Annotated in this window: 21 protein-coding genes; 9 read left to right on the top strand and 12 right to left on the bottom strand. The window is 46.1% G+C overall.

From position 1 onward, the window contains the following. Nucleotides 1–135 precede the first annotated feature (135 nt). Nucleotides 136–2,817: a GTPase gene (locus RIB93_RS23925; RefSeq protein WP_446376343.1), complete on the bottom strand. Its 2,682-nt coding sequence runs from the start codon at nucleotides 2,815–2,817 to the stop codon at nucleotides 136–138. Between the two features lie 444 nt (nucleotides 2,818–3,261). Here RIB93_RS23925 and RIB93_RS23920 point away from each other — a divergent pair, with 444 nt between their 5' ends. Next, on the top strand, nucleotides 3,262–3,432 hold the full coding sequence (locus RIB93_RS23920) for a hypothetical protein (protein WP_446376341.1): 171 nt from the start codon (nucleotides 3,262–3,264) through the stop codon (nucleotides 3,430–3,432). 55 nt (nucleotides 3,433–3,487) lie between these two features. Then, nucleotides 3,488–3,694, top strand: coding sequence for a hypothetical protein (locus tag RIB93_RS23915; protein WP_446376339.1), 207 nt, complete (start codon nucleotides 3,488–3,490; stop codon nucleotides 3,692–3,694). Nucleotides 3,695–3,877: 183 nt separating this feature from the next. Here RIB93_RS23915 and mutS read toward each other — a convergent pair whose 3' ends face one another. After that, a complete protein-coding gene (gene mutS / locus RIB93_RS23910; RefSeq protein WP_446376395.1) occupies nucleotides 3,878–6,505 on the bottom strand; it encodes a DNA mismatch repair protein MutS in 2,628 nt (875 codons plus the stop codon). 748 nt (nucleotides 6,506–7,253) lie between these two features. On the opposite strand from mutS, the gene RIB93_RS23905 reads away from it, so the two are divergent. The 4 genes from RIB93_RS23905 to RIB93_RS23890 all read left to right on the top strand — a co-directional run bounded on the left by RIB93_RS23905 (nucleotide 7,254) and on the right by RIB93_RS23890 (nucleotide 9,771). Then, on the top strand, nucleotides 7,254–7,505 hold the full coding sequence (locus RIB93_RS23905; RefSeq protein ID WP_446376335.1) for a hypothetical protein: 252 nt from the start codon (nucleotides 7,254–7,256) through the stop codon (nucleotides 7,503–7,505). After that, complete coding sequence (locus tag RIB93_RS23900; RefSeq protein ID WP_446376333.1) at nucleotides 7,502–7,849, top strand: type II toxin-antitoxin system PemK/MazF family toxin; 348 nt, start codon at nucleotides 7,502–7,504, stop codon at nucleotides 7,847–7,849. The genes RIB93_RS23905 and RIB93_RS23900 overlap by 4 nt, the downstream gene beginning before the upstream one ends. A 257-nt stretch (nucleotides 7,850–8,106) precedes the next feature. Beyond that, on the top strand, nucleotides 8,107–9,120 hold the full coding sequence (locus RIB93_RS23895) for a leucine-rich repeat domain-containing protein (RefSeq protein WP_446376331.1): 1,014 nt from the start codon (nucleotides 8,107–8,109) through the stop codon (nucleotides 9,118–9,120). 75 nt (nucleotides 9,121–9,195) lie between these two features. Then, nucleotides 9,196–9,771 carry a Uma2 family endonuclease gene (locus RIB93_RS23890; RefSeq protein WP_446376329.1) on the top strand — a complete coding sequence of 192 codons (576 nt, stop codon included), beginning with the start codon at nucleotides 9,196–9,198 and terminating at the stop codon, nucleotides 9,769–9,771. Nucleotides 9,772–9,927: 156 nt separating this feature from the next. Here the strand turns inward: RIB93_RS23890 and RIB93_RS23885 are convergent, their stop codons facing one another. From RIB93_RS23885 to RIB93_RS23845, 9 genes are all read right to left on the bottom strand, one after another. Further along, nucleotides 9,928–10,773, bottom strand: a complete 846-nt coding sequence (locus RIB93_RS23885; RefSeq protein WP_446376327.1) for a dual specificity protein phosphatase family protein — start codon at nucleotides 10,771–10,773, stop codon at nucleotides 9,928–9,930. 321 nt (nucleotides 10,774–11,094) lie between these two features. Next, the gene (locus RIB93_RS23880) at nucleotides 11,095–11,688 is read right to left on the bottom strand and encodes a Uma2 family endonuclease (RefSeq protein WP_446376325.1); all 594 of its coding nucleotides are present in this window, start codon (nucleotides 11,686–11,688) and stop codon (nucleotides 11,095–11,097) included. 436 nt (nucleotides 11,689–12,124) lie between these two features. Continuing rightward, a complete protein-coding gene (locus RIB93_RS23875) occupies nucleotides 12,125–12,658 on the bottom strand; it encodes a chemotaxis protein CheW (RefSeq protein ID WP_446376323.1) in 534 nt (177 codons plus the stop codon). A gap of 189 nt (nucleotides 12,659–12,847) precedes the next feature. Next, on the bottom strand, nucleotides 12,848–16,402 hold the full coding sequence (locus tag RIB93_RS23870; RefSeq protein ID WP_446376321.1) for a response regulator: 3,555 nt from the start codon (nucleotides 16,400–16,402) through the stop codon (nucleotides 12,848–12,850). A gap of 264 nt (nucleotides 16,403–16,666) precedes the next feature. Continuing rightward, nucleotides 16,667–19,513: a methyl-accepting chemotaxis protein gene (locus RIB93_RS23865; RefSeq protein ID WP_446376319.1), complete on the bottom strand. Its 2,847-nt coding sequence runs from the start codon at nucleotides 19,511–19,513 to the stop codon at nucleotides 16,667–16,669. A gap of 459 nt (nucleotides 19,514–19,972) precedes the next feature. Then, nucleotides 19,973–20,548, bottom strand: a complete 576-nt coding sequence (locus RIB93_RS23860; RefSeq protein ID WP_446376317.1) for a chemotaxis protein CheW — start codon at nucleotides 20,546–20,548, stop codon at nucleotides 19,973–19,975. 119 nt (nucleotides 20,549–20,667) lie between these two features. Continuing rightward, nucleotides 20,668–21,033, bottom strand: a complete 366-nt coding sequence (locus RIB93_RS23855) for a response regulator transcription factor (RefSeq protein ID WP_006099921.1) — start codon at nucleotides 21,031–21,033, stop codon at nucleotides 20,668–20,670. Nucleotides 21,034–21,149: 116 nt separating this feature from the next. Further along, a complete protein-coding gene (locus tag RIB93_RS23850; protein ID WP_006099927.1) occupies nucleotides 21,150–21,515 on the bottom strand; it encodes a response regulator transcription factor in 366 nt (121 codons plus the stop codon). Between the two features lie 84 nt (nucleotides 21,516–21,599). Beyond that, on the bottom strand, nucleotides 21,600–22,799 hold the full coding sequence (locus RIB93_RS23845; RefSeq protein ID WP_446376316.1) for a response regulator: 1,200 nt from the start codon (nucleotides 22,797–22,799) through the stop codon (nucleotides 21,600–21,602). Nucleotides 22,800–23,196: 397 nt separating this feature from the next. Between RIB93_RS23845 and RIB93_RS23840 the strand changes: the two genes are divergently transcribed. The 3 genes from RIB93_RS23840 to pirA all read left to right on the top strand — a co-directional run bounded on the left by RIB93_RS23840 (nucleotide 23,197) and on the right by pirA (nucleotide 25,072). Then, nucleotides 23,197–23,997 carry a lipoyl protein ligase domain-containing protein gene (locus RIB93_RS23840; RefSeq protein WP_446376314.1) on the top strand — a complete coding sequence of 267 codons (801 nt, stop codon included), beginning with the start codon at nucleotides 23,197–23,199 and terminating at the stop codon, nucleotides 23,995–23,997. 172 nt (nucleotides 23,998–24,169) lie between these two features. Further along, the gene (locus RIB93_RS23835) at nucleotides 24,170–24,763 is read left to right on the top strand and encodes a cysteine hydrolase family protein (protein ID WP_446376312.1); all 594 of its coding nucleotides are present in this window, start codon (nucleotides 24,170–24,172) and stop codon (nucleotides 24,761–24,763) included. A 147-nt stretch (nucleotides 24,764–24,910) separates the two neighbouring features. Continuing rightward, nucleotides 24,911–25,072, top strand: a complete 162-nt coding sequence (pirA, locus tag RIB93_RS23830) for an arginine synthesis PII-interacting regulator PirA (protein WP_006099655.1) — start codon at nucleotides 24,911–24,913, stop codon at nucleotides 25,070–25,072. Nucleotides 25,073–25,234: 162 nt separating this feature from the next. Here the strand turns inward: pirA and RIB93_RS23825 are convergent. After that, on the bottom strand, nucleotides 25,235–25,495 hold a 261-nt coding region (locus RIB93_RS23825; protein WP_446376310.1), incomplete at its 5' end, for a metallopeptidase TldD-related protein.

Below are 25,495 nucleotides of genomic sequence, written 5' to 3'. Positions count from 1 at the left end.
TCCTTTGTCTTATGTCATTTGTCATTCGTCTTATGTCATTTGTTATTTGTCTTATGTCATTCGTCATTCGTCTTATGTTGACTTCCCCATCTCCCCCATCTCCCCCATCTCCCTCATCTCCCTCATCTCCCTCCTCTACTGAAGCCGATGCATCGACACATCTTCTTGCAAAATCCGATTAATCTCCTGGCTGTCTAGATGAGAACGGACTTGAAATTTGGTTTGAATATCAATCTGCTTGCCAAACTCCCGTTTCACTTGGGTAACTGTTTTGTCAATTCCGGCTTCAGTCAAGGGTTCATAGTTTCCTTGACACCAATCGACAATCCGCTTACTATACGCCCTATTAAGCCGATTAATTGTATTACTGAGTTGTTGCTGAGGCTGATTAACACCTCGGCTTCGCTCGGTGTTAACCCTGAGCGAAGTCGAAGGGTTAAACTGTTTGGAAATTAGATCAAACTCTTGAATCAGTCCTTCAATATATCGCATAATACTCCCGGCTGCATAGTGGTAATAATCGCGAAAATTATTAGCCGCTTGTTCCTCAATTTTTCGTTGACTGGCTCGGATTTGTGGCGTTAACAACTTAGACAACCGTTGAACGGCAAAATGGCGTTTTTGTTCGCGGGTTGTAAAAATACCTAAAATGCTATTCAGCACCACTGCCCCCATCATCACCGTCTTGTTCACCGAGGGACTAAAATGAGTGACTAGGGTTTGGGAGAGTCTCAATAAACTCCCGCCAATTTCTGCCGCATTATCACTATATAACGCAGCCGGAGTCGGAAAAAATTGAAAATCATCCCTCCCCAACTGAGCGATTAATTGTAAATCTGTTCCCAGTTCAGACAAGGCAATTTCGACATCTCGATTAAAGTTTTGCACCGTTGTTTGATAGGCATGTTGCAGGCGATCATCAATTTGCAACGCTTGCAGTTTATAGTCCCAATTTTGTCTTAAACTTTCCTGACTGAAGTTCCAATTGGATTCAGCAAAATCGGGTAAACTATTGAAAATATCTTGAAAAATGCTGCCAATTTGATACTGGAGGAATTCCAGATGATCCTTACCCGCTGTTTTGATTTGCGCCTGCAAGGTTTCCCGTTGACGGGTGAGAGTCGCACTCAATTGTTGATAGCTTTGACGTTTCTGAATCATCCAGTGGTAGGGGCGTTCAACCGTACCTACAGTCGAACCCAGAAGCGTTTGCGATCGCCGAATCGCACCATGCTTAACTAGGGATTCGCGGATGGAGTCTAAAAAGTCCTGAATGCGGCTAGCTTTGAGTAGTTTCTCTTGATTAGCTTGGTGTTCGGGTTCGCTTGCCATTTGCGCCGCCAGCAGCATGACGGGAATAATATCAAAATAGTCGTTGGCATAATGGTTTTGGGCATAACGACGGATGCGATCGATATGTCCAGCAATTCCACTACTTCCTTCTAGGGTAAAGAGTTTATCGGGATTTTTGAGGAAATAGTCTAAGCGACGCGGATCACGCAGATTATATTTCAAGTTGAGTAGAATAATTAAGGGTTTTGCCTTGGCTTTTAACTGCTGCAAGAATTGAAACTCGGTTTCTTGGATGCTGTCATTGGTGACGACATAGCAAATCAGATCCGATTCTTCAATCACACTTTCGACAATTTCCTCTTCACTTTTCCCCCCTGGTGCGCCAATTCCGGGGGTATCGATAATGCGAATATTTTTCCAATCATACACTCGATTAAAGCGAGTCGTGCGCTGTCCTCCACTACCAATGGCTTCCCAGCCTTCCCCAATAATAATCGCATGGAGGGTACTTTTCCCGACTTTGGTTTTTCCCATAACCGCCAGACTAAAATGGTGCAAGGCGCGTTGTTTTGCCCAGAGGGATTCGCGTACAATGTCCAGTTCTTCTCCAATCTCGGCGGCTAGGGTTTGTTGGGTTTGGTTGAATTGATTGATCAGTTCTTGCGTGGTTGGGTTTGTCGGCTGCTGATCAATGGTTTTCTGGAGGTTTTCTAGGGTGAGTTTTAGGGTTTGATTTAAGCCGATTAACGTGGATTCAGTATCCAGAAGTGCGGTTTCAGTGAAGCGATAATCTTCCCTGGCGATAATGCTATTGCGTTGCACCGCTTCTTCGTAGTCGGGTCCGGCTAAAAGGATTTGCCGTTGCAATTGAACAATGCGGCGTCCCAGAGTTTCGGGGGCGAAGGTGGCAAGTTTAGCGATTAAAGTTCGGGATAAGATAGACTCTGCACCCATGAGTAAAATCGCGCTGAGTGAGAGTTTCTCGGTGTGAGACTCCCTATCTTTTTCCCGGTTGGCTTGCAGGGTTTGGGCTTGAGTGATCATCTGTTCCACCTCTGTCGCATCCCAGTGCCAAATTTGCGCCACCTGTGTAATCATTTGCCGTTCTAAGGGGGAAAAGAGTCCATCGACATAAGCGATCGCCAGGAGTTGCTGCATCGCTTCGGGTTGCTGTTCGGGGGGGATTTGCTGGGCGATGTTCTCGACAGGGAGAAGGGTTTTCTCTTGGGCGAGAATTTTCTCCATTTCCTGGATTGTCTGTTCTCCCACCTGAGTTTGATCTGCCAACTCATGCAAGAGTTTCGACTCTTCCCGATGAATTTGGCGATCGGCACAAACGAGATGAGTGAGTAAGAGGAACGGGTAGTCGAGGGGTTCACTAGCCATGGGAGTGGTGTTGGGTAGGGTTACCTGGGGGTAAATGCTGGGGGTTAGGGATACCATGATAAAGGAAAGCAGAATAGGTTCTCCTATACAGTTCCCAGCGAAAGCGATCGCTTTCCCGGATGCTTTGACTACAAACACCCAGGGGGAACATGAGGGAGAGGGTTAAACGTGAAAATGCCTATAATATGTATGTAGGGGCGGGTTTAGGGACAAAATCAGGAAACCCACCTCAAACCAAACAACAAAACCCGCCCTAATCCCAACCTAAATTTGATTCACCTCAAAACTGACACCAACACCTACCCAATTTTCCAGTTACAGGATAGGGAAGGGCGGGTTTCCACCGTAACCCACCAAATTGAGTAAAGGGCGACCCGATCCAATTGAATAGATTGGTGTTTTTGATTAATGCAGGCGGGTCGCCCCTACACGGCTAATGTTGACTGATTTTTGTCGAATCCCAACCTAAATTTGATTCACCTCAAAACTGACAACAATACCCACCCGATTTTTTACCGCGATCGCATCCCAAAGATGTCGGGAAGTTACAGGATGGGGAAGGGCGGGTTTTGTAGAAATGTTATGGGTTTCTGGGTTAATTTTACTCCTAAACCCGCCCCTACATTCGATGTTCTGCCGCGATATCCGATGTCAATACAAGCCCAGAATCTAGGGCTAAAGCCCTTACTACAAGCCGGTGCGATCGCGGTTGGGAATCTGGTGTTTTTTGATCGGGTTTCAGGTCAATATTAAAATATGATATTGGGACATAAAACCCAATGTAGGGGCGGGTTTAGGGACAAAATTAATGGAGTCACCAATCACCTTTCGACAAAACCCGCCCTGCCCCAATTTCGACATTTTTTTGGTGCGATCGCGGTTGAGAATAAGGTGGGTTTGGTTGTCCAGTTTGGGATTAATCGATTGCCGTTCGGTGGGGGAATGGGCGGGTTTTGTTGTTCCGTTATTGGTGAGGAGGGCGGGTTTTGTTGTTCCGTTATCGGTGGATATCTGAATTGATTCCCTAAACCCGCCCCTACGATTGTCCCTAAACCCGCCCCTACAGAGGATACTGGCAGTTGCTATAATACCAAATCCGGGTTAGCTACCCCCGTTATAACCTAGTCCGCGCAGGCGGACGCAAGGCAAGTGTAGCAGTGATTTCAATCGCCCCCTCTTGCTACTTGGTATCAGGTTATCACTCGGCAAAAATATCTAACTGCTGTACCGATGTGTCTGGCGTAATCGTTTCAGTATCTTTGGCTTTCTTGCCAATACCTTTCCGCAATCCCATGGCAATTTTACTGTGCTTTTCAATTTGCCCCATCACCTGCTTTGCCCGTTGAATCACCGCCGGGGGTAAACCCGCCAGACGCCCCGCTTCAATCCCATAAGACTTATCCGCGCCGCCCGGTTGAACTTGGTGTAAAAAGATAATTTCATCCGGCAATTCTTTCACCGTAACCTGATAATTGGCAACATTCTCTAAAATAGACGCCAATTCGTTCAACTCATGGTAATGCGTAGCAAAAATAGTCCGTGCTTGAATTTCCAGAGACAGATATTCTGCCACCGCCCAAGCAATGGATAACCCATCAAACGTGGCGGTTCCTCTGCCAATTTCATCTAATAAAACCAGGGACTTACTTGTGGCATGATTCAAGATATTTGCCGTTTCATTCATCTCCACCATAAACGTGGATTGACCCGTGGCTAAATCATCAACTGCGCCAACTCGAGTAAAAATGCGATCGCAGATTCCCAATGTCGCCGATGTCGCTGGCACAAAACTCCCCGTCTGCGCCATAATTTGGATTAATCCCACTTGGCGTAAGTAGCAACTTTTACCACTGGCATTGGGTCCAGTGAGGATAATTAAATCGGGACGTTGATGATTCTGTGTCTTTGTCTTTTCCGCAGATGATGAGGTTGACTCCTCCCATCCCAAATACGCCGAATTGGGGACAAAGAACCCCACCGGGAGAGACTTTTCTACCACGGGATGGCGTCCATCGATAATCGTAATCTCTCGCCCCTCTACTATTGTGGGACGGCAATAGCCTTGGCGTACAGCCACCTCCGCTAAACCCGACAAAACATCAATCGCCGCCACAGCGCGGGAGAGGTGGCGAATTAACTGGGCATAATTCCCCACTTGGGTGCGTAATCCGACAAAAATCTCATATTCCAAGCGGTTTAAGTCCTCCCGTGCAGTGAGAATCCGGGTTTCGCGTTCTTTTAAGTCGGGAGTAATGTAGCGTTCTTCGTTGGTTAGGGTTTGCTTGCGGATGTACTCGTCGGGAACTTGGTCGGCTTTAGAGCGAGCAATACTGATGTAATAGCCGAAGGTTCTGTTGTATCCTACTTTTAGGTTGCCAATACCCGTGCGATCGCGTTCGCTGACTTCTAAGTTAGCAATCCACTGCTGATCGGCTTCCGCCATGCGACGCATTTCATCCAGTTGGTCATTCACCCCAGGACGAATTAAATTGCCTTCCTTGATCTGCAATGGCGGCGATTCCACTAAATGGGCGCGAATGCTTTGTCCTAACTGTTCTAATTCAGGAGGAAACGTTTGCAATGCTTTCAGATAGGGAGAACCTCCATACGCCGCCAGTTCTGCCAAGTCGGGTAATTTTAACAGCGAATCCGCTAACGCCACCAAATCCCGTGCATTTGCGGTTCCGGAACTAGCCCGTCCGGTTAACCGTTCTAAATCATAAATTCCCCGTAATAACTGGCGCAAATCTTCCCGCAGTCCGGTATTTTCCGTCAACTCCTGAATCGTATCCTGTCGCGCCCGAATTCCTTTCACATCAAGCAAAGGTTGCAATAACCAACGGCGTAATGCCCGTCCGCCCATAGCGGTACTGGTTTGATCCAATGCCCAAAGTAGGGAACCATGAAACGTATTATCCCGCACCGTTGCCGTAATTTCTAAATTACGGCGGCTTTGGTGATCTAAAATCAGATAATCGGCTAAGGTATAGGTGCGTAAATGTTGCAGAGCGACATAATTTTCCTTTTGAGTTTCTTCTAAATATTCCAATAATCCCCCCGCCGCCCTAACTCCCAGGGGCAGATGTTCACAGCCCATCCCTTCTAGCGATCGCACTTTAAATCGTTCCAAGAGTCGTTGTCTAGCTTCGGAGGAACGGAAGGGGGTTTGCGGACGCAGGCTATAACAAAAGGAACTAGGGAACCAATCCGGTAATGACTCTGAACGTTCCCCTGGACGCAACATACTCCCCAAATCCGGGGCGTTGGTAGGAATCAGGACTTCTGAGGGGTGCAAGCGCAACAGTTCCTGTACCAGTAACTCTAAATCCGTCGCTTGGGTGGTGAAAAATTCCCCTGTGGAAATATCCGCATAGGCTAATCCCCAATGATTCCCGGCTATTACCACCGCCGCCAGGAAGTTATTGCGTTTGGCATTTAGCATCCCCGCTTCGGTTAACGTACCGGGAGTAAGAATCCGCGTGATTTCCCGTTTCACCTGACGCCCTTCTTTAGCGGCGATGGAGGCGTCTTCTACCTGATCACAAATAACAATCGCATAACCTTTTTCCACTAACTGAGTCGCGTGGCGTTCAATGGAGTGATTAGGGACACCCGTCATCGGAACTCGTCCCACACCCTTCCCCGCCTCCTTACTGGTGAGAACTAATTCCAATTCTTCAGCCACGCGCCGCGCATCTTGGAAGAAGGTTTCATAGAAATCACCGACTCGGTACAGTAATACCGCATTCGGATATTGATCCTTCAGTTCAGCAAAATGCTGCATCATCGGCGTTAACTGTTGGCGGTCTACCGTCTGATGATTCATATTTTCCGCCGCCACCTGCTTCGCCCTCTCAGTCGCGCGAACGTCGGTAGCACCGTTGGATTCGGGAGTAGATGCGTGGGAATATCCGCTCATGAACCGTCTTTGATCTGCCAGCAACACTCATGACTTTACCGCAATCTGGGCAGGATTGGCATGAAAGGTTTCTGGGGATTACCGGAGAGTGGGCTGTCCGTCGTTCGTAGTCGAGGCTTTAGCCTATAACCAGTTCGGGCGAAGAGAACTAACATCACTCGACCCACTCACCTCAAACCCACACCACCTGGATTTTACCCGTTAACGGTTGGGTGCGGGGCGGGTTTATTGAGTTGAAGGGTTTCTCGCCAAAGATAACGGTAAAACCCGCCCCTACGAGTTAATTGGTTTTGTCGGTATTTGGGTTTAATTGTCCAATCCAGAGGGAATACAAGATAACGGTTGGGTGCGGGGCGGGTTTATTGAATTGAAGGGTGTCTCGCCAAAGATAACGGTAAAACCCGCCCCTACGGGTTAACTCATATTTGGATTAAATTGTCAAATTCAGAGGAAATAAAATCAACAGGCAAATTAGGCGATCGCCTCTTTGCTTTAACGCTCTGAATCTGAAATCCTGAATCAAGAGGTTATAGGCAGACACATTTTCCCATAGTGAGAAGTATACCAGAAAATTGTGCGATCGCCTGAACCCTCTCCGTTCAGGTTATAGGATAAGCTAGACCTTAGAGCCACTCAATCCGTAGAATCTTAGATCATGAACCCTCCCAGCCTACACCAGATTGAAAAAATGGTCAGTTGCTTATCGGATGAAGAGCAACTGTGGTTAATGGAACGAATTATTCACAATTTGAGACTATCTCGCACCCTTAACCATCGTGACAGCCATGAGCAAACCCTTGAACAACAATTGGTAATCATGGCAAATGACCCAGGAATTCAGGGCGAACTAAAGGCAATTGATCAGGAATTTGCCGTAACTGAAATGGATGGCTTGACTGAATTGTGAGCATTCAACGCGGCGAAATTTATTTTGTGAATCTCAACCCAGTTCAAGGGAGAGAACAAGCCGGAAAACGTCCTGTGCTTGTCCTTTCAATTGATGCCATTAATCGTTTACCGCTAGTGGTAACGGTTATTGTCGGAACGAAAGGAGAAAATATCCAGCGCGATTACCCAACGAACGTGCGGGTTTCTACAGCCGACAGTGGTTTGCCCATGGAAACGGTGTTCTTATGTTTCCAAATTCGCTCCCTGGATTCCAAACGCTTTCCTAAACAACCTGCGGGTTTACTGTCTGAAGAAGTTATGGCAAGGGTTGAAGCAACGACTCGCTATTGCTTAGGCTTATAACTACCTTATCTGTGATTGCGCTGTCTACTGTCTTGGTCTGAAAGGCTTCATAGATAGGCTATAGGTAGACACATTCTCCCATAGTGAAAAGCATACCAGAAAATTGTGCGATCGCACTTCACCATCATCGGGGTAGGATTAGTATTAAACAGTTGTGGCAATTTTTTAACCTGTGATTCTTGCTATACCTGGGTTTTAAGATTCTCACCTGTCAGCACTCAAATAGGATAGCTATATCTTTGAAGGATAGAAAGGAAATGGATAAAACGGCTGTCATGGTGCTAACGATTAGTACGTGGATATTAGGATGGGAGGTGGCTCAAGCAGCTAACCCTAGCTTGGGGAGTTCTTTTCAAGAGTGGTGTCTGAACAAAACCCGTTTGTCAGCTGAGGCAAGGAAAACAGTAGAAGTGTTGTTAGAAATAGCCGACACGAGTGACTGTCAACAAGCTAATGAAAACCTATCAAGTCGCACTGAGCTTGACCTCAAAGTTAATCAAATAACAGATATCAGTCCTCTATCTGGACTTACCAATCTAACTTTGCTTTACCTCAGCGACAACAAAATAATAGATATCAGTCCTTTATCTGGACTTACCAACCTGACTGGGCTTGACCTCAGCAGTAACCAAATAAAAGATATCAGTCCTCTATCTGGACTTATCAACCTGACTGGGTTTGACCTCGGCAATAACCAAATAAAAGATATCAGTCCTCTATCTGGACTTACCAATCTGACTTGGTTTTCCCTCGACAACAACCAAATAACAGAAGTCAGTCTATCTGGACTTACCAATCTGACAGAGCTTTATCTCAGAAATAACCAAATAACAGATGTCAGTTCTCTATCTGAACTTACCAATCTAACTAGGCTTGTTCTCAACAACAACCAAATAACAGATGTCAGTCCTCTATCTGGACTTACCAATCTGACTGTGCTTAACCTCAGCAATAACCAAATAACAGATGTCAGTCTATCTGGACTTACCAATCTGACTGTGCTTAACCTCAGAAATAACCAGATAACAGATGTCAGTCCTCTATCTGGACTTACCAACCTGACTGGGCTTAACCTCATCTCTAACCAAATAACAGATGTCAGTATTCTATCTGGACTTACCAATCTGACTGTGCTTATCCTCAGCAACAATCAAATAAAAGATGTCAGTCCTCTATCTGGACTTACCAATCTGAGGAGGCTTTACCTCGGAGACAATCCCATACCACAGCAAACTTGTCCAGTCAGTCCCCCAGATGTTTGCGAGTTCTGACCGATAACATTCTGACCGATAACACGAACAGGTGACGCACCAAACATTAATTGAAGTTAAATAGGTAAACCCAAAATGACCGCTTATACGATAGACTTTAACCCAATCATTCAGCTTACCGACGACCAATTTTATCAGTTGTGTCGGGCGAATCCAGATCTTAAATTTGAACGCAATGCCCAAGGAGAATTAATTATTATGCCCCCAACTGGCGGAGAAACCGGAAATCAAAATTTTGAGTTTGGTGCTGATTTAGCGATATGGAATCGCCAAACTCTATTAGGGGTTGGCTTTGACTCCTCCACCTGTTTTAAACTCCCCAATGGTGCTAATCGTTCTCCAGATTTGGCTTGGGTGATACAAGAACGCTGGGAAGCTCTATCTCCCGAACAACGCACCAAGTTTCCACCCATTTGTCCTGATTTCGTTGTCGAATTGATGTCTCCTTCGGATACCTTAAAAGCCACCCAGGATAAAATGAAAGAATATATCGAGAATGGCGCTCGTTTGGGTTGGTTAATTGCACCGGGAATGAGACGAGTAGAAATTTATCGTCCTCAGCAAGCTATTCAGATTTTAGAGGCTCCGGTTACTCTCTCAGGAGAATCGGTTTTACCCGGATTCATTCTGAATTTAAGCTCTATTTGGTGAAGGTAAATTCAGGAGATCGCACCGTTCGTAGTCAGGGAACCTTAACCCTAAACAAATTACATCGAAGAGAACTAACGCAACTCGACCAACTCACCTAAAACCCACACCAACTGAATTATACAAATTAGCGGTTGGGGTCAGGGCAGGTTTTTTCGCTTACCTTGACGTTGAGCGAGGAAAGAGGCGTTCTAAGCTGTCTTGCAATTGAGAGTGGGGATAAATATTGGGTTTTTTACTCCAAATGTAGTCTAAAGTTTGTTTATAACTCCACTGGGAATTTTTGGAGAAACAATAGGCAACACCTACGGAACCACTGCGACCAATTCCAGCGCGACAATTGAGTAATATCTTCTTTTTGCCTTGCTGCACTTGTTCATCAATCCATTGAACAGCGGCTAACAACAATTCATCGGCAATCGGATTCGATGCGCCATCTAAAGTCCCCATTTTTCTATAAGCAATAGGAGAGGATTCGGGAAACATTAAGGTCAATTCCTCGCCCAAATTCAGCACAGCATCGATACCTAAAGATGCTGCTTGGGACGCGGCGATAAAATTACCGACATAGACATTCGGGAAAACTTCAACAAAATTGGGTCCTTGTGTCCATTGTCTATCTGGAGACGGTAGTTCTACTTTAAGGTAACCATTTTCCTGAAATTGTCCTGCCCATTGCCATATATTTTCATCATTTTTCAGGCGGAATCGATAGGTGAATTGAAAATCTCCTGGAGCAGTTGGCATAAATGACCCTTGAAAGACAGAGATTTGCTGGGATTCTTCGGGAGTATGGGTTAAATTGATACCATGCCAATTCCCTTCACTATTGAATTTGGTTAAAGCATTTGTCCAGATTTGTACAATTATGTCTTGAGGCGGATGGGAACTCAATAGTTTAACTGTTGCCCCAAAATTCTCCAACATATAAAGCGTGATGTGGGAATGTAAGGAAGGATAAATGTCTTGAATTTGCACCAGGGAAAGATTGGAATTATGCACCATAGTTTTAATTGATAAATTGCTCTGGCGAGGAGGAAGTCGCAGCTACACCAACCAAGCCCGCCTACGCGGACTGGATTACAAAGGGGTAGTTAAGCTAGATTTGGTTTGGTCTTAAGGTAAGCTTAAGCTGTCATGCATTTAAATTGGGTATTAGCAGCGAGCAAGATGCTCGCACTACCAGGATTTTGTACTTTATTACAGCGCAAAGAGCTGTAACCCATAAACAAAACCCTGATGGTAGGGGCGGGTTTAGGGACTTAATTCAAATATGCACCAATAAATGTTCAACAAAACCCGCCCTCCCTCACCAATAAGTGAACTTTAAGGGTTCAGGATGACCGTTAAATCGAGGACAAAGCCAGGTAACACATCTTCACCTGACAGTGTAGGTGGTTCGTCAATCGAGAAATTGATTTGTTCTACATCAACAGTCGGTCGGTAAATTTCAACTAGAGGAGTTTGGGGGTCAATCAGCCAACCTAAGCGAGCGCCATTATCTCGGTACTCTAACATTTTGGCACGTAAGTCTTTAAGCGAATCACTTTCAGAACGAAGTTCAATCACAAAGTCTGGACATAAGGGAGGAAAACGTCGCCGTTGTTCAGGAGATAAGGCTTCCCATCGTTGAAGAATTACCCAGGATACATCGGGACAACGTTTGGCATTATTGGGTAATCGAAACTCAGTGGATGAGTCAAACACTTTTCCCAGTCTGGTTTGACGATTCCATAGCGTCAAATTTGTGGTTAAATCGGCATTCCTAATACCACTTTCTCCACCTGTTGGGGGCATAATGATTAGTTCTCCATCAGCGGTTAGTTCTAAGCACCATTGTTCATTCGCGACACAAAGTTGGTAAAATTGCTCGTCGGTTAGACCGACAGTGGGGGGTACGTTCAGAGTTAGAGTGTCCATCGCTGTGTAAACGAGCTGAATTAATTTTATTATCGGTGATTTTTTGGGCAAAACACCATACTCGACTGGATGATTATCGCGTTTCTTAAATGGATGAGATATAAGCTGTTCGGCATTTAAACCTTAATATCAATAATGGCGAAAGCCTTGTAGTGCGAGCATCTTGCTCGCTACTAATACCCAATTTAAATGCATGACAGCTTAGCACTACGCACACACGCTAGGACAAAAGAATAAAGAAATCGCTTTGACCCTGAATTTCGACAGGCTCAATTGCCGCGCTCACCGTCGAAGCCTCACGCCGAAGTCCGAGGTGTTGCCTATTGAAAGAAAGCCTAGCGCATAGCGCTATACAGGCGGTAAGGACGCCCATTGGCAAAGGGCGCACGTCTGTGCGCCCCTACGGTTTTTCCCCAAAGACAAGATCAAAATTGTTTTATACTTTATTCGTTAATGTGCCAATTTCCTGGAAGATTGGCATCAATAAATCAACATCCAGTAAAAATACAGTAATCGATTCTTTATCTTGGGGAATAACCGCTACATGACTGGCAACTTCTAGGGTATCGGCTCGTCGATAGGATTCGGGTAGTAAACGAATGGCTGATAAAGGTATTTCCATTAAAATTGGTGTGTCCGTTACCGGAATTCCATATAAGTCCCCTGTCGTGTTTCTAACGACAATTAAATACCCACCAGTGCTGGATTCCTGAATCGGGCTTTGCTTGAAAAATCGCCAATACAAGTCTACAACAGTCACTTCGCGATCGCCTAAATGAGCAACGCCGACATGATTCAGCCCACTACTGTAGATTGGCGTGTGATCCACGACTTTATAAACTGACTCAATGCGTAAGGCTAGATGCAGATTTCCCATGCTGAAGACAATAAATTTTAAAGATGGAATAACCTGTCTAGATTGGGATAAATCAGTATCGTTGGGTTGAAATTGAGTAACTAATGTTGCCATTTGTCATTTGTCCTTTGTCAAAACACTGATTTCACAGATTTATTGGAGAGAGTGGGGTGGGAAAGTGAGAAGTTAGTTACACTGATTACACCGAGAAATTGGCTTCCTCATCTCCCCTATCTACCCCTGCTCCCCTTGCTCCCCCTGCTTCTGATAACTGCTCACTGATAACTGATAACTCTCACCTGATCAAGAGGGTTGTAATTGCGGCTGTTTTGACTTATCTTGGGTCAAGATTTGTTCGATCGCACCTAAAAATTCTTGTTCCAAGTAAGGTTTGGTAAAGTAGGCATTTGCGCCTAAATGCCGTGCTAACCAGCGATGTTTATCGTTACTGCGGGAGGTTAACATCACCACGGGAACCTTTGAGATTTGGGGATCTTGGCGACGTTGACCGAGAAATTCAAACCCGTTCATGTTGGGCATTTCAATGTCACAAACGACTAAATCAATCGCTGAAGTTTGCCGCAATTGTTCCAGCGCTTCTCGTCCATCTCTGGCTTGCAATACCCGACATCCGGATCGTTCTAAAGTGAGGGCGAGGGTTCGCCGTAATGCTACGGCGTCATCTACGACTAATACAGTGGGGGCTTTCGCGGTTTGCGCTTTATCATTTGTGTGAGCAGTACAAGACTCGCTCATGCTCACAAGAGTGCGGTTACTGGATGTAATTGAGATCGACTGACTACTTTGACCCAAAAGCTGATCCATTAACACAGCGCCGTCAATCACGGGGATTAAACTGCCGTCCCCTAAAATAGTACAACCGTAAGTAAAACTAGGGGGCGCGATCGCACTACCAAAGGGTTTAATCACTAACTCCTGTTCTGTGACTAGGCGATCAATTTCTAGGGCGAGAACATATTGATCTTGACGCAAAACCAGCATCGGTAACGCCCAATTGGTTGGTGAGGGAACGGAAACCAACGCCTGACTGGGACAGGTTTCGGGTAAGGGACAAGCATAGTCCAATAAATCCGTTAACCGATAGGTGGGGACAATTTGACCGCGCCAGCGTAAAAATCGCTGTTCTCCGGTGGTTTTGACTTGATTGCCTTTGGGAATGACAATTTCTTCTACGCTGTCTGAGGGTAACGCCAACGCCGTGGAACCAACGAAACAGACGAGTAATTTACCAATGGTGAGGGTCAAAGGTAGACGTAAGGTAAACGTTGTCCCCACTCCAGGCGATGAATTAACCGAAATCGTCCCTTTTAAGGAACGCATCTGCGATCGCACCACATCCAATCCTACCCCTCGCCCCGACAGTTCACTCACTTGTTCCGCCGTGGAAAATCCAGGTTCAAACAGGAATTCAAATAATCGATTCGGCGTCAGTGTCGTCAGTTGTTCCGGTGACACAAATCCCATGTCAACCGCCTGTTGACCAATCCGTTTAGTATTCAATCCTTGACCATCATCTTTGACCTCTATAACGGTTTGACTGCCTTGGTGATAGGCGCGAATCTCAATTTGTCCAACTTCCGATTTCCCCTGCTGACGCCTCACCTCTGGTGATTCAATTCCATGATCAAAAGCATTGCGAAGTAAATGCATTAGCGGATCATAGAGTTTTTCTAACGCCGCTTTATCTACCAGAACATTCGTCCCATTCAGTTTCAAATTAACCGATTTTTCATACCGAGTAGACAAATCTCGGATCACACGCGGATAACGGTTGAGAACCTCACCCAAGGGCAACATCCGCGCCCACATCAACTCATCCCGTAAACTGGTCAGCATTTGCCGTTGCTGTTCCAATGTTTGATCCGATTGCTTGGCAAATAGGGCAACATCATCCACCGATTCTTCCACCTGCACCATATCTTCAATCAGTTGTTGCAGTCGGGAGTTGAGGATACTATAGTTATCCAATTCCAGGGAATCAAACTCTTCGGTGCGGCTGACAAATTCCGTCAGTTGATTCAGCAGGGCGATATTGATCTGGGGATTATAGCGTTCCGGTGAAATCAGCATCTTGTCTGAGAGTTCCCGCAAATTACCCACCATGCTTTGCACTCGGCTAAATCGCTCTAATAACTCTCGCACAGATCGTTGTAGTTGCTGGTGTTGCAGGGATAACCCATTCCGGTTAATTGCTAACTCACCCACCAGGTTATTCATGCGTTCTAGTCGTTCCGAGTCAACCCGCACTGATAGGTGAGGCGTCGCTGGTTCCTGTTTAGATTTAGAACGTTTCGGTGATACTGATTGATGTTCTTGGTTCTCGGATGTGGGTTGGGCAGAGGGATGAGTGGCAGAGAGTTCACTCGAACCCCGTTTTGAGGGAACCAGACTATTAGAGGTAACGGCGGGAGTTGCGTCATCACTCGCCACAGGTGCAGGCAGATCCTCAACTTCTGGCAATTCCTCATACACTTGCCCGATGGATGCGATCGCGTCTTCTATGGTTTCTGGTGCAGGTATACTTAGACTTGATGCCGACGCTGCTGTTAATTCCTCTTCCGGTTCTGTTTCTGTTTCTGTTTCTGCTTCTGCTTCCTGGCTGGTGTCGGCTTCTACTTCCCCAAAAACATCCTCCAACGAGGGAACCCCCTCTTCTAAATCGGCTAAAAGCGGTTCAGCATCAGTATCCAAAGACGAAGGAGACAGCGACTCCTCGGATGCTGGAAAACCTAACCCCCCAGCCCCCTTCCCTGCAAGGGAAGGGGGAGAAGAGGGAGAAGAGGGAGAAGAGGGAGAAGAGATAGTCTGACTCCCCTCTCCTTTGAGGGGAGGGGTCTCAATACTGCTTGGATAAGCTATAAATTTAAATTCTTCTCCCCCGGCTTCCCCGGCTCCCCCGGCTTCCCCAGCTTCCCCAGCTTCCCCGGCTCCCCCGGCTTCCCCAGCTTCCCCAGCTTCCCCAGCTTCCCCAGCTTCCCCAGCTTCCCCAGCTTCCCCGGCTTCCCCAGCTTCCCCAGCTTCCCCGGCTTCTCTATCAGGGGTCTCATCAGCCACACCCGCTAACGCCATTAACTCAGGCGATGGTGTACCACCTTGGCTGCGATCGCCATTTAACACTGCCAGTCTGCCTGCATCAAAATCAGCCAGGGCAACTTGAGTAATCTCTAACGCCTTGTCTGGGTGGGCATTTAGCGCCGTAATTGCCATCTGTGCGATCGCGCCAAATCCAGGTAGATTTAAAAGTTCGGCAAACCCCGAAAATACATCCGCTTGCGCCCGTAGTTCTCCGGCTACCGGATGATGCTCTGGATCTGCCACAACTTGAGACAGTAATTCCAAACCTTGTTCTACATCCACTTCAAAGATGGATAATGCCATATCTACCCCTAATTCTGATGAACTGGGGATAAAATTATCTGCCTGAGTTAACGCATCACCTAACCTAGCTTCAATCTGTTCAAAAATCGGTTCAGCAATCGCTAAGGCTTGCTCTTGATCAAACTGATTTGTGGCAATTTGCTCCATCAATGGCAGACGCAAACAGTCATAAGCTTGCAGCAATTGACTCTCTAAGTCTGTATCAATTTCAACAGTTTTGTTGTAGAGTGCCTTGAAAATATTTTCTAGGCGATGAGCAATAGTCTTAATTGCCTCCAATTCTACACTCGCCGCACCTCCTTTTAATGAATGAGCGGCTCGCATAATGCCATGGACATTTGCCGTGCTCCGATCCTGACGCACGTTAAGCAAACCCGCTTCAATATTTTGTAGAAGTTCCGGTGCTTCTTCAATAAAGAATTGATAGGCTTGATCGCGAATATCGGGGTTGAGTGCCATTTGTTATTCGTCCTTTGTCATTGGTTTTTTGTCATTTGTCATTTGTCATTTGTCTACTGTAGGGTGGGTACTGCCCACCAGCCTTAAGTTGAATAAAGGGCGATCCGATCCTCTGTAGGGGCGGGTTTTACTACTATCTTTTCGATTGCACCTTGATGTGACTAAACCCGCCCTGTTTCTGGAGTTGTTGATTTATACAAGCCGATCGCCCCTACTCTCTGAAACCAAGGCGGTTAATCAAATGAATCAACAAATGACCAATGACTACTTCAACTTAAACTGACCCACGTCAGATTGTAGGGCTTGAGCCACTTTCCGCAGTTGTTCAAAGGAAGCCGAAACAAAACCGGCTTCTTCTGAGGTTCGGGCAGCAATTTGCGCCACATCCGTCATCGTTTGGGTCACATCTTCAGAGGCTTTAGATTGGACAACCGTGGCTTCGGCAATCGCTTCAACCAATTGGTTAATCTGGTTAGAAGCTGTGGCAATTTTGTTCAGAGAAGCACGAGTTTCATCCACTAATTTTGTCCCCGTAACCACCTGTTCTGTACCAGCTTCCATCGCCGCCACCACTTCATTCGTTTCCCCTTGAATCGCCGCCACCAGTTTTTCAATTTCCGCTGTCGCTTCTGCTGATTGCCGCGCTAAGGCACGTACTTCGTCCGCAACCACCGCAAATCCTCGTCCTTCTTCGCCAGCGCGAGCTGCCTCAATGGAGGCGTTTAGCGCTAGTAGGTTGGTTTGGGCGGCAAAGGTGCTAATCAGGTTAACAACCGTGGAAATCTTTTGTGACGATTCACCCAAGTGTTTGACTTTTTTCGCCGTTTCTGCTACAGTTTCACGAATCGCTAGAATCCCTTCAACCGTCCGGTTCATGTTGTCGTCACCTTCTGCCACAGTCTGAGACGCTTCACGCACAGCTATTTCTGCGTGTTCCGCATGGGAGGCAACCAAGCGTACTGTTTCTGCCATGTCTTGGGCGCGGTTGAGGGCGTTGGAAATTTGCTCGGCTTGGCGCAAGGCTTCCTCGGATAGGGATTGAACAGCGACTTCGTTGCTACTTGTGGTTGTCGCCACCTGAGTGGCGGCGTCTTGCACCTGTTCCACAATCTTGCGTAAGTTTCCAACTGTGGCGTTGTACGAGTCAGCAATTGTACCGATTTCATCAGCGGTTACTCGCGCCCGAATGGTTAGGTCTCCTTTACTAATTGGGTCTACTTCCTTCAGGAGTTCTAAAGCGCGTTGTTGTAAGCCTTCTTTCAACTCCCGTTGTTCTTTCGCCAGTTTGTCTGTGCTTTCTAGCAACATAACTCGGTCGATTACCAGTCCAATCTGACCCCCTAACTGTTTGAAGAAGTTGACTTCTGCCGTTTGCCATTCACGGGGAACCGAACATTGGTGCGCCATGATCAAAGCGAATGGTTGACCTTCATGGAGAATTGGCACTTCTAAGTTCGCTTTAACACCCAGACGTGCCATTAATTTTTGTTCTTCTTGTGGCAGATCCGCTTCAAAAACATGATTAGTGGCAACAACACGACCATCTTTATAGGTTTCGCGCCGTTCCTTAGATAGGGTAAGTTCTTCCATCTTGTCATTCAGGCTACGGGGCCAACCCATTGCCACAGATTCAGCCGCCACATAGCTGCTGCCATCAGGATTAAACTGGAAAATCATCACCCGTTCAGCGTTGAGGATTTTACGAGTTTCCTCAACGGCTTTCTGGAATAGATCCCGGATTTCCTGGGATTTCAAGGTGCGAGCACCGGTAATATCTGCCAGTAAGCGGGCTTGTTCGGCGGCGAGTTCTTGTTCTTGGATAAATACCTCTAACTGACCCGCCATATCGTTGATGTTTGCACCAAGAGTGGCGAGTTCGTCATCTCCTTTCACCTGTAAGCGAGCATCCAAGTCACCTTGACCAATTTTTGACACCGCACTGGCTGCATCCACAATCGGTCGGGTAGCGTTCCCAGCCACGAACGTCGCGACTGCACCCACCATTAAGGCGGCACCCCCTGTCCCTAATCCCAGAGTCCAGAGCATATTCCGTTGCGGTGCAAACGCCACCTCAGTGGGACGGACAATAATCAACGCCCAGTTGAGGTTATACAGTTCAGCTAGCTCTTCTGTCGGGGAGTAAGTAATAACGTCTTCCCGTCCAGTTCGGGTTTCAACAATGGTCAAGATTTCTTCCTGGTTTTGTTGAACTTGACTATACGTCTTGGGAAACTTTTCCTCAAATGTTTGACCCACATCATTAGGATCGTCTGCAGCCACCACCTTACCTGACGAATCAATCAGGTGAAATTCTTGTTGTCGGTCTTTGGTTACACCGAAAATTACATTCACTCGTTCCATCGGCTCACGGGTGCGGACAATGCCAATGGTTTTACCTGTGACTGAATCCTTAATCGGTGCGGTTATATACACAGCGTACCTGTTAGTCGTTTCAGAGAGCCGTGGTTCCGTGATGTAGATCTGATCCGTTCTCAATACTTCTTGAAAATAGTCTCGGTCAGAGTGATTTTCGAGAATTTCTCCAGAGTCTGATTGGGCAAGAACGTTACCCTGGAGGTCAAACACACCAATACTGTCGTAACTGTCGTACAGTTTCTCATAGGAATTGAGCAGACGTTCCTTTTCTTCCTTGGGTGTAATCTTGGCAATTTCAGCATTACTAAACACCGGAAGTTCTGCCATGGCTTGAATGTCACTGTAACGTTCTGCCATGAACGCCTCTAACTTGTCTTCCAAGTCAATCGTGTTTGTTTGTTCGTTACTCACCACTTGGTCATACATCCCGCCACTGGCTGTGAAGTAGGCAGTCGCCCCCACCGCTAACACGGGTAATGTTCCAATCGCTAGCGCTAAACCAATCGCTTTACTTCGCAGACTAGACAGCAACCCGCGACGGTTGGAACGCTGTTCTGGCGTTTTTCCCATCGCCTCAAGTGCGGGCAATTTAGGTAGAGATTGATCAGCAGTCCCAGACGTTCGATAGGGCATCGATGGGGGATAGTCACTGGAATAGGGTTGGGTCTCAGGGGGTAGATTCTGCGAGTAAGAACCGCGACCATTGGTATCAGGTTTGGGAGAAAGTCTAGTCATGAATCGAACCTTTTTAATACAAAATACGGAGGAGTTTGCCAATTGCTCAAAACTGGACTTACTCGAGTCCATGTCCTACGGTTTGCCACCTTGCCTGTTTCCATTGGTAGGTGTTATACGATGCTGGGATATGGAATCTTATAAGCCTTTTTTGGGAAATCTAACTGCAACTAATTACTAGGCAGTTCTATTCATTGATCGGTTTTGTAAGTTCAGTAAACGGAAACAACAATGAATTAATCATGGAAAGGTAGAACACCCTGATTCGCACTTGATGAGTTAGATCGAAAACCTTGAAAACAAAACACTTGATCAGGGCGGGTTTAGTTGCATCGGGGTGAAAAAGCTAAGGGAATAGTGAAACCCGCCCCTACAGACTAAAATGGTACATCTCTACAAAATGGGATAAGCGAAGATTCATTGACATTACCTATTGCCTGATACCTGTTTCCTTACCCCTTAAACAGATTGCTTTGGCATCGATGCAATAATCGCATTTCCATCAATAATCACGAGCATTTCACCATTATTTTTCAACCAGTACCCGCGCAAGAATGGCACCAGTTCCGGGGTAACACTAGCGGAGGGAGGAGATTGAATCCAATCAACATGACACCATTCAATATCTTCAACTCGGTTCACCACGAGTCCTAGCATTTCGCTGTTGGCTTGGGTTGAAGTTGACGATTTGGTTTTGGCTTGCAGCACAATCGCCGTATAAGCTGAACCACTAGCGGCTTGTTGATACCACGGCGTAAGTCCGACTAAATGACCTAAATCAACCATCCATAAGACTTCACCCCGCCAATTGTAAGCCCCCATTACCCAAGCTGGCATTTGAAAAATTGGGACAATTTGACCTCTAGGAATCGTCAATACTTCAGTGAGTTGATGAATGGGTAATAAAGCCGTGGTATCCGGTAACAAATGAAAGCGTAAAAACTGTTCATTTGCCTGGGTAGCCAGACTCGATAATTGTTCTGAGATTGGGATAGTTGGTAATGAACTATTTGAGCTGAGTAAGACGTTGGACATTGACATTCTCTACAACTTAGGCAGTGTGAGTATCTTGTTGACCTATTTTGCCAAAGGAGAAAGATACTTGTACGACCTTGGCTAAACTTAGATGAGATCCTTCTACTTTCTCTCGTTGATTAGCTTCTGATTAGCTGTTTCACTGTGCGTAAAAGTTCGGCTTGATCAATCGGTTTACCAATGTAGGCATCAGCACCTTGCTTCATTCCCCAAAATTTATCCATTTCGCCATGTTTGGTCGAGCAAATAACCACAGGGATGCTTTTGGTATTAGCGGCATCTTTAATGTCTCGGCAAACCTCAAATCCACTCCGACCCGGTAACACAACATCCAGAACAATTACATCTGGTTTTTGGCTGCTCAATTTCATCAACGCATCTTCACCACTATCAGCAGTGAGAACTTTGATTCCTTCTTGCTGTAAGCATTGAGTAATGATTTGTAAATCTGTCAAGCAATCTTCAACAACTAAAGCAGTCCCCATAGTCTTAACCTCATGAAAAAATAAATGGAAGGGTTAGTCTAGATTATTTACGGATCAAGGCTTGTCTTGGCAACTCAATCCAGTGATAACTAATCTAGACTGAATGGACATTACGCCTATCGCAGCGTTAATTGTTTAACGGTACGGAGCAATTCCTCTTGATCAACGGGTTTCGCCAGATAGGCATCAGCTCCTTGTTTCATGCCCCAGAATTTATCCATCTCACCGCTTTTAGTTGAGCAGATTACAATGGGAATCTTGCTGGTATTCGCGGCAGCTTTGAGATCACGACAAACTTCAAACCCACTGCATCCTGGAAGGACAACATCCAGGACAATTACATCTGGTTTGTGGGTATTCAATTTTTCTAGGGCGGCTTCACCACTGTCAGCCGTCAATACATTAATACCTCCTTGCTGGAGACAATTAATGATAATTTGCATATCGGTGGCAGAATCTTCGACAACTAGAACAGTTCCCATGATATTTACCTCGCGTAGAATAAGAATGGATGGTTTTGATTGAATTTTCGTTGTTAGTCAGTGATTTTCACCTAAAACCACTGACTAATGACCAACAACACCCTGCTTAAGATGCTGGCTAATCACATTAAGTACAGTCCCTGCATCAATGGGTTTATTCAAGAAATCTGATGCGCCCACTAATTTTGCTCGAACGCGATCGACAATGCCATCTTTTCCAGTCAAAATCACAATCGGCGTTGTTTGGAATGCTTGCAATTTGCGTAATTTGGCGCAAATCTCATAGCCATTGGTATTCGGCATCACTAAATCGAGAAAGATTACATCAGGTTTACGAGCAATCAAAAGCGCGATCGCACGCAAGCCATCGTCGATAACCAGCGATCGATAACCACTGGCGGTGAGTAGTTTTTCCATGGTGTGGCAAACCAAGGGACTATCATCCACACAAGCAATCAGTGGCTGGGTGGATTGTGTGGTAGTGGATGGATTTTCTGGACTCTCTTGCTTGACGGGACTCGGTAAATCAGGGATAGAAATCAACTCCACTAATCCCCAGCGAATATAAGGCAACAGAGAACGAGTCACTTGCAAGACATCCCGCTTCATCTGCACTGCCACATCCCGCAACGTATGTTTCCCGTCTAAAAGTTTACTCAGGAGTTGGTAAACTGCCTCTGACGTCCGGGCTTCCAAGGCTTTGGGTTGTCTAATCACCGGAGCCAGGTTGGGAGAATAGTCCGCCACTACATCATGATGCCAAGCCTGCCATCGCTGATTTGCCTGTGCGATCGCGTTTTCTACATCAATGACCGGAAGTTGGGTGGATAACGTGTTATCTTGTTTGATTTGGTAGGTGGTTTGCTTGGCATGGGCGATATCAAACAAAACTTCCGTAATCACTGATTGAATCAGGTTCTTCGTCTGTTCAGGCGTGATCTTCTGTTGCTTTACCCATAAACTCAACAGGTAATATTGCCAACAAGTTTGACAATTCGCTTGATTGAATTCGCTTAAATCACGTTGTATGGTTAATCGATCTAACCTTAACTGAGGACTGTGAGCGGCTACATTTCTCAGCCACTGTCTCACCGGATGAGTGCCGCCTGTGGCATACATCAGAGAACCTTGGCATAGATAAAACACCCATTTTTGGTCGTCTGGACTTGTCAATATCAGATGACCGCTAAACCGAATCCGTTTTAATGTTTGAATAAATTGAACCTGTTTAGATGCCGTAAACAAGCTAAAAGATACATTCGGTTTGATTGATTTAACGGTCATGACGACACCATAGTTTTGACAAATTAATGGAAGACTGCTCGGCTACACCCTATTCAGCATTTCTATTCATCCTGATTTCTTTCTATTCAATTAATAGCACTGTAAATAGGTTGTTGTGGGTAAATGACTTAGACTTTTATAAAAACTTTTTTCCTTTCGCAATAGAGGAAATTTGTAATACATTGATTTATTCGCAATACATAAATTTATTTGCTTTTATAATTAAATAATATCTAATGGGTTTACACCTAATATAAATGGATTAATTCTAAGATTACGTCGTATTAAAACGTATTACGGTTTCGCTAAAACAGGATAAAAGGAGATGAAAATGGCAAAATTAAAATGTAAAGTTTTGTCTACTGTATGACAACGATTTTAAAAATTCGATGAAGCAATGAAACCAATCCTGACGAGCCAATCACCTTGGCGTTTAATCCCTCCCCTATGCCTCCCCGGACAGCTTCAGATGGCAATTGACCAATGGCTTCTGGAAAAACGTACCGGGGAGCGGGGGGGCAATATCCAGACGTGCCATGGCACGTCTGGATATACAGGTGCTAAAAATTCTCCAGTTCTGCGGTTTTACACTTGGGAATCCGCCACAATTTCCCTAGGGTACCATCAATGTCGTTGGTCTCCGACTTGGCAAAATCTGACCTGGAAGGGAAAACCGATTCCCTTAGTCAGGCGTCCCACGGGAGGACGCGCTGTGTTGCACCAAGGTGATTTAACGTATATGGTGGTGACCTCAGGACTCAGTAACAAGCGCATTGAGGCATATCAGCAGATTTGTGAATTTTTGCTGAAGGGATGGCGATCGCTCGGCGTCGATTTGCACTATGGTAAGGCGGGACGAGAGTATCGCCACAATCCCAATTGTTTTGCCACGGCTACGGGTGCAGATTTGGTTACAAGTGAGGGGTATAAACTGATTGGCAGCGCTCAGTTGCGACGCGGCGACGCTATATTGCAACATGGTTCGATGCGCTTAGAGCCGGATGCTCAGTTATTTACTCAGGTGTTTGGTGAATCATCTCCTGTCAGATTACCCCTAACTCAGCGAGGGGATGATTTAAGGCAAACGGTGATCGAAGCACTAACCCAAGCCGCCGCCGATTGTTTTGGTGTGGAGTTTGTTGTACAACCGTTATCGGATCAGGAGTGGCAACAAATTTTAGCGCATGTAGAGACGTAGCATGCTACGTCTGGGAGCGGAGGAGACAAGGGAGAAGATATAGGGAAGATATGATTTAATTTTTGCACTCGGTCAGGGCGGGTTTAGTCGCATCTGGGTGAAGCAAAAAACGATAATAGTGAAACCCGCCCCTACACACACGCCATGATAGATAAAGCGGAAGAAATCAAAAATGGTTAATCGAGATTGGCAGCAATTTGCTTTACTGTTAATTGATGTGCAACAGGATTTCTGGAATCCAGAACTCGAACAAGCGTTTCCAGAGTTCCAGTCCAATATTGCTCGTTTACTCCGCTTCTGTCGTCAAGAGGGACTCGAAGTGGTGCATCTGCGGGAAGTTTTTCACCCTGATGGTTCAGATTGGTTACCGCGATATCGGTTGCGGGGACGTGCGCTATGTCTGCGAGGAACGCCAGGAGCCGATGTGTTAAGTGTGGCGGCGGCGCAATCTGGAGAAATGGTTATGGAAAAGCAAACTCAAGATGGGTTCCATCATCCTCCGTTGCTGGATTATCTGCGCTCCCAGGGAAAAAAATACATCCTGACGGCGGGATTGGTGACATCGGTTTGTGTCCTGTTAACCGCCGCTTCCGCGTCTCAGTTGGGATTCTTGGTAACTGTGATTTCTGATTGCTGTGCGGATTATCCCGAAGCTCACGCGATCGCACTCCGTCGTTACCAAGGTTTTATGCTTGGGTTAGCCAATCTCGACGAACTTCCACAACGGTGGGGAGAGTGGGTTGGGCAAATTGAGCGGTTAGGTTGACCTTCTGCCCTCTGTTTGCGGTTGTCCACATCAAAATTTTACTAATTTCTGTATCAAATACTACGTTTAGGTGATCTTTTTTTATTTTATTCGTGGTATTTTTAAATTAGAGTCAATACCAGAAGTAAAGCCAAAGGAATGTTCACCATGAACAAACAACTACAAAAACAAGCCAAAGAAGCCGCAGCTACCCATCGCCAAAGCCTGCATAAGAACTTGCAACATCGTATAGAAGTCGCTAGAGCCAATGGCAATGACGCTTTGGTTCGTCAGCTAGAAGCCGAAGCCAGCTACTTAAAACTCAGTTAAGAGGCATATATCAATTAATCCTGACACAGGAGACAATCAAATTCTCCGAATGTCAGGAAAATTTAACAACCCTCCCAGAATCCCTTTTTTGAATGTTGGCGCTTGGGCGGGTTTCGTTTTTCCGTTATCGGTGAGGAGGGCGGGTTTTGTTGTTCGGTTATTTCAACAATAGCTGACCTTAGTCCCTAAACCCGCCCCTACAGTCCCTAAACCCGCCCCTACAGTCCCTAAACCCGCCCCTACGTGGCTAAACCCCCCCATCTCCCCCATCTCCCCCATCTCCCCCAGCTCCCTCTGCTCCCCCAGCTCCCTCTGCTCCCCCAGCTCCCTCTGCTCCCCCATACCGATCGCGTCAATATCTTTCAGGGTTTGAAACACATTCCCGGTGAGAGTGACATCGCTGACAGGTTCTGCAATCTTACC

The sequence above is a fragment of the Coleofasciculus sp. D1-CHI-01 genome (genome assembly GCF_040218875.1).
GTDB lineage: Bacteria > Cyanobacteriota > Cyanobacteriia > Cyanobacteriales > Coleofasciculaceae > Coleofasciculus.
The sequence above is the reverse complement of the archived record's forward strand: the minus strand, read 5'-3'. Positions and strand labels throughout refer to the sequence as shown.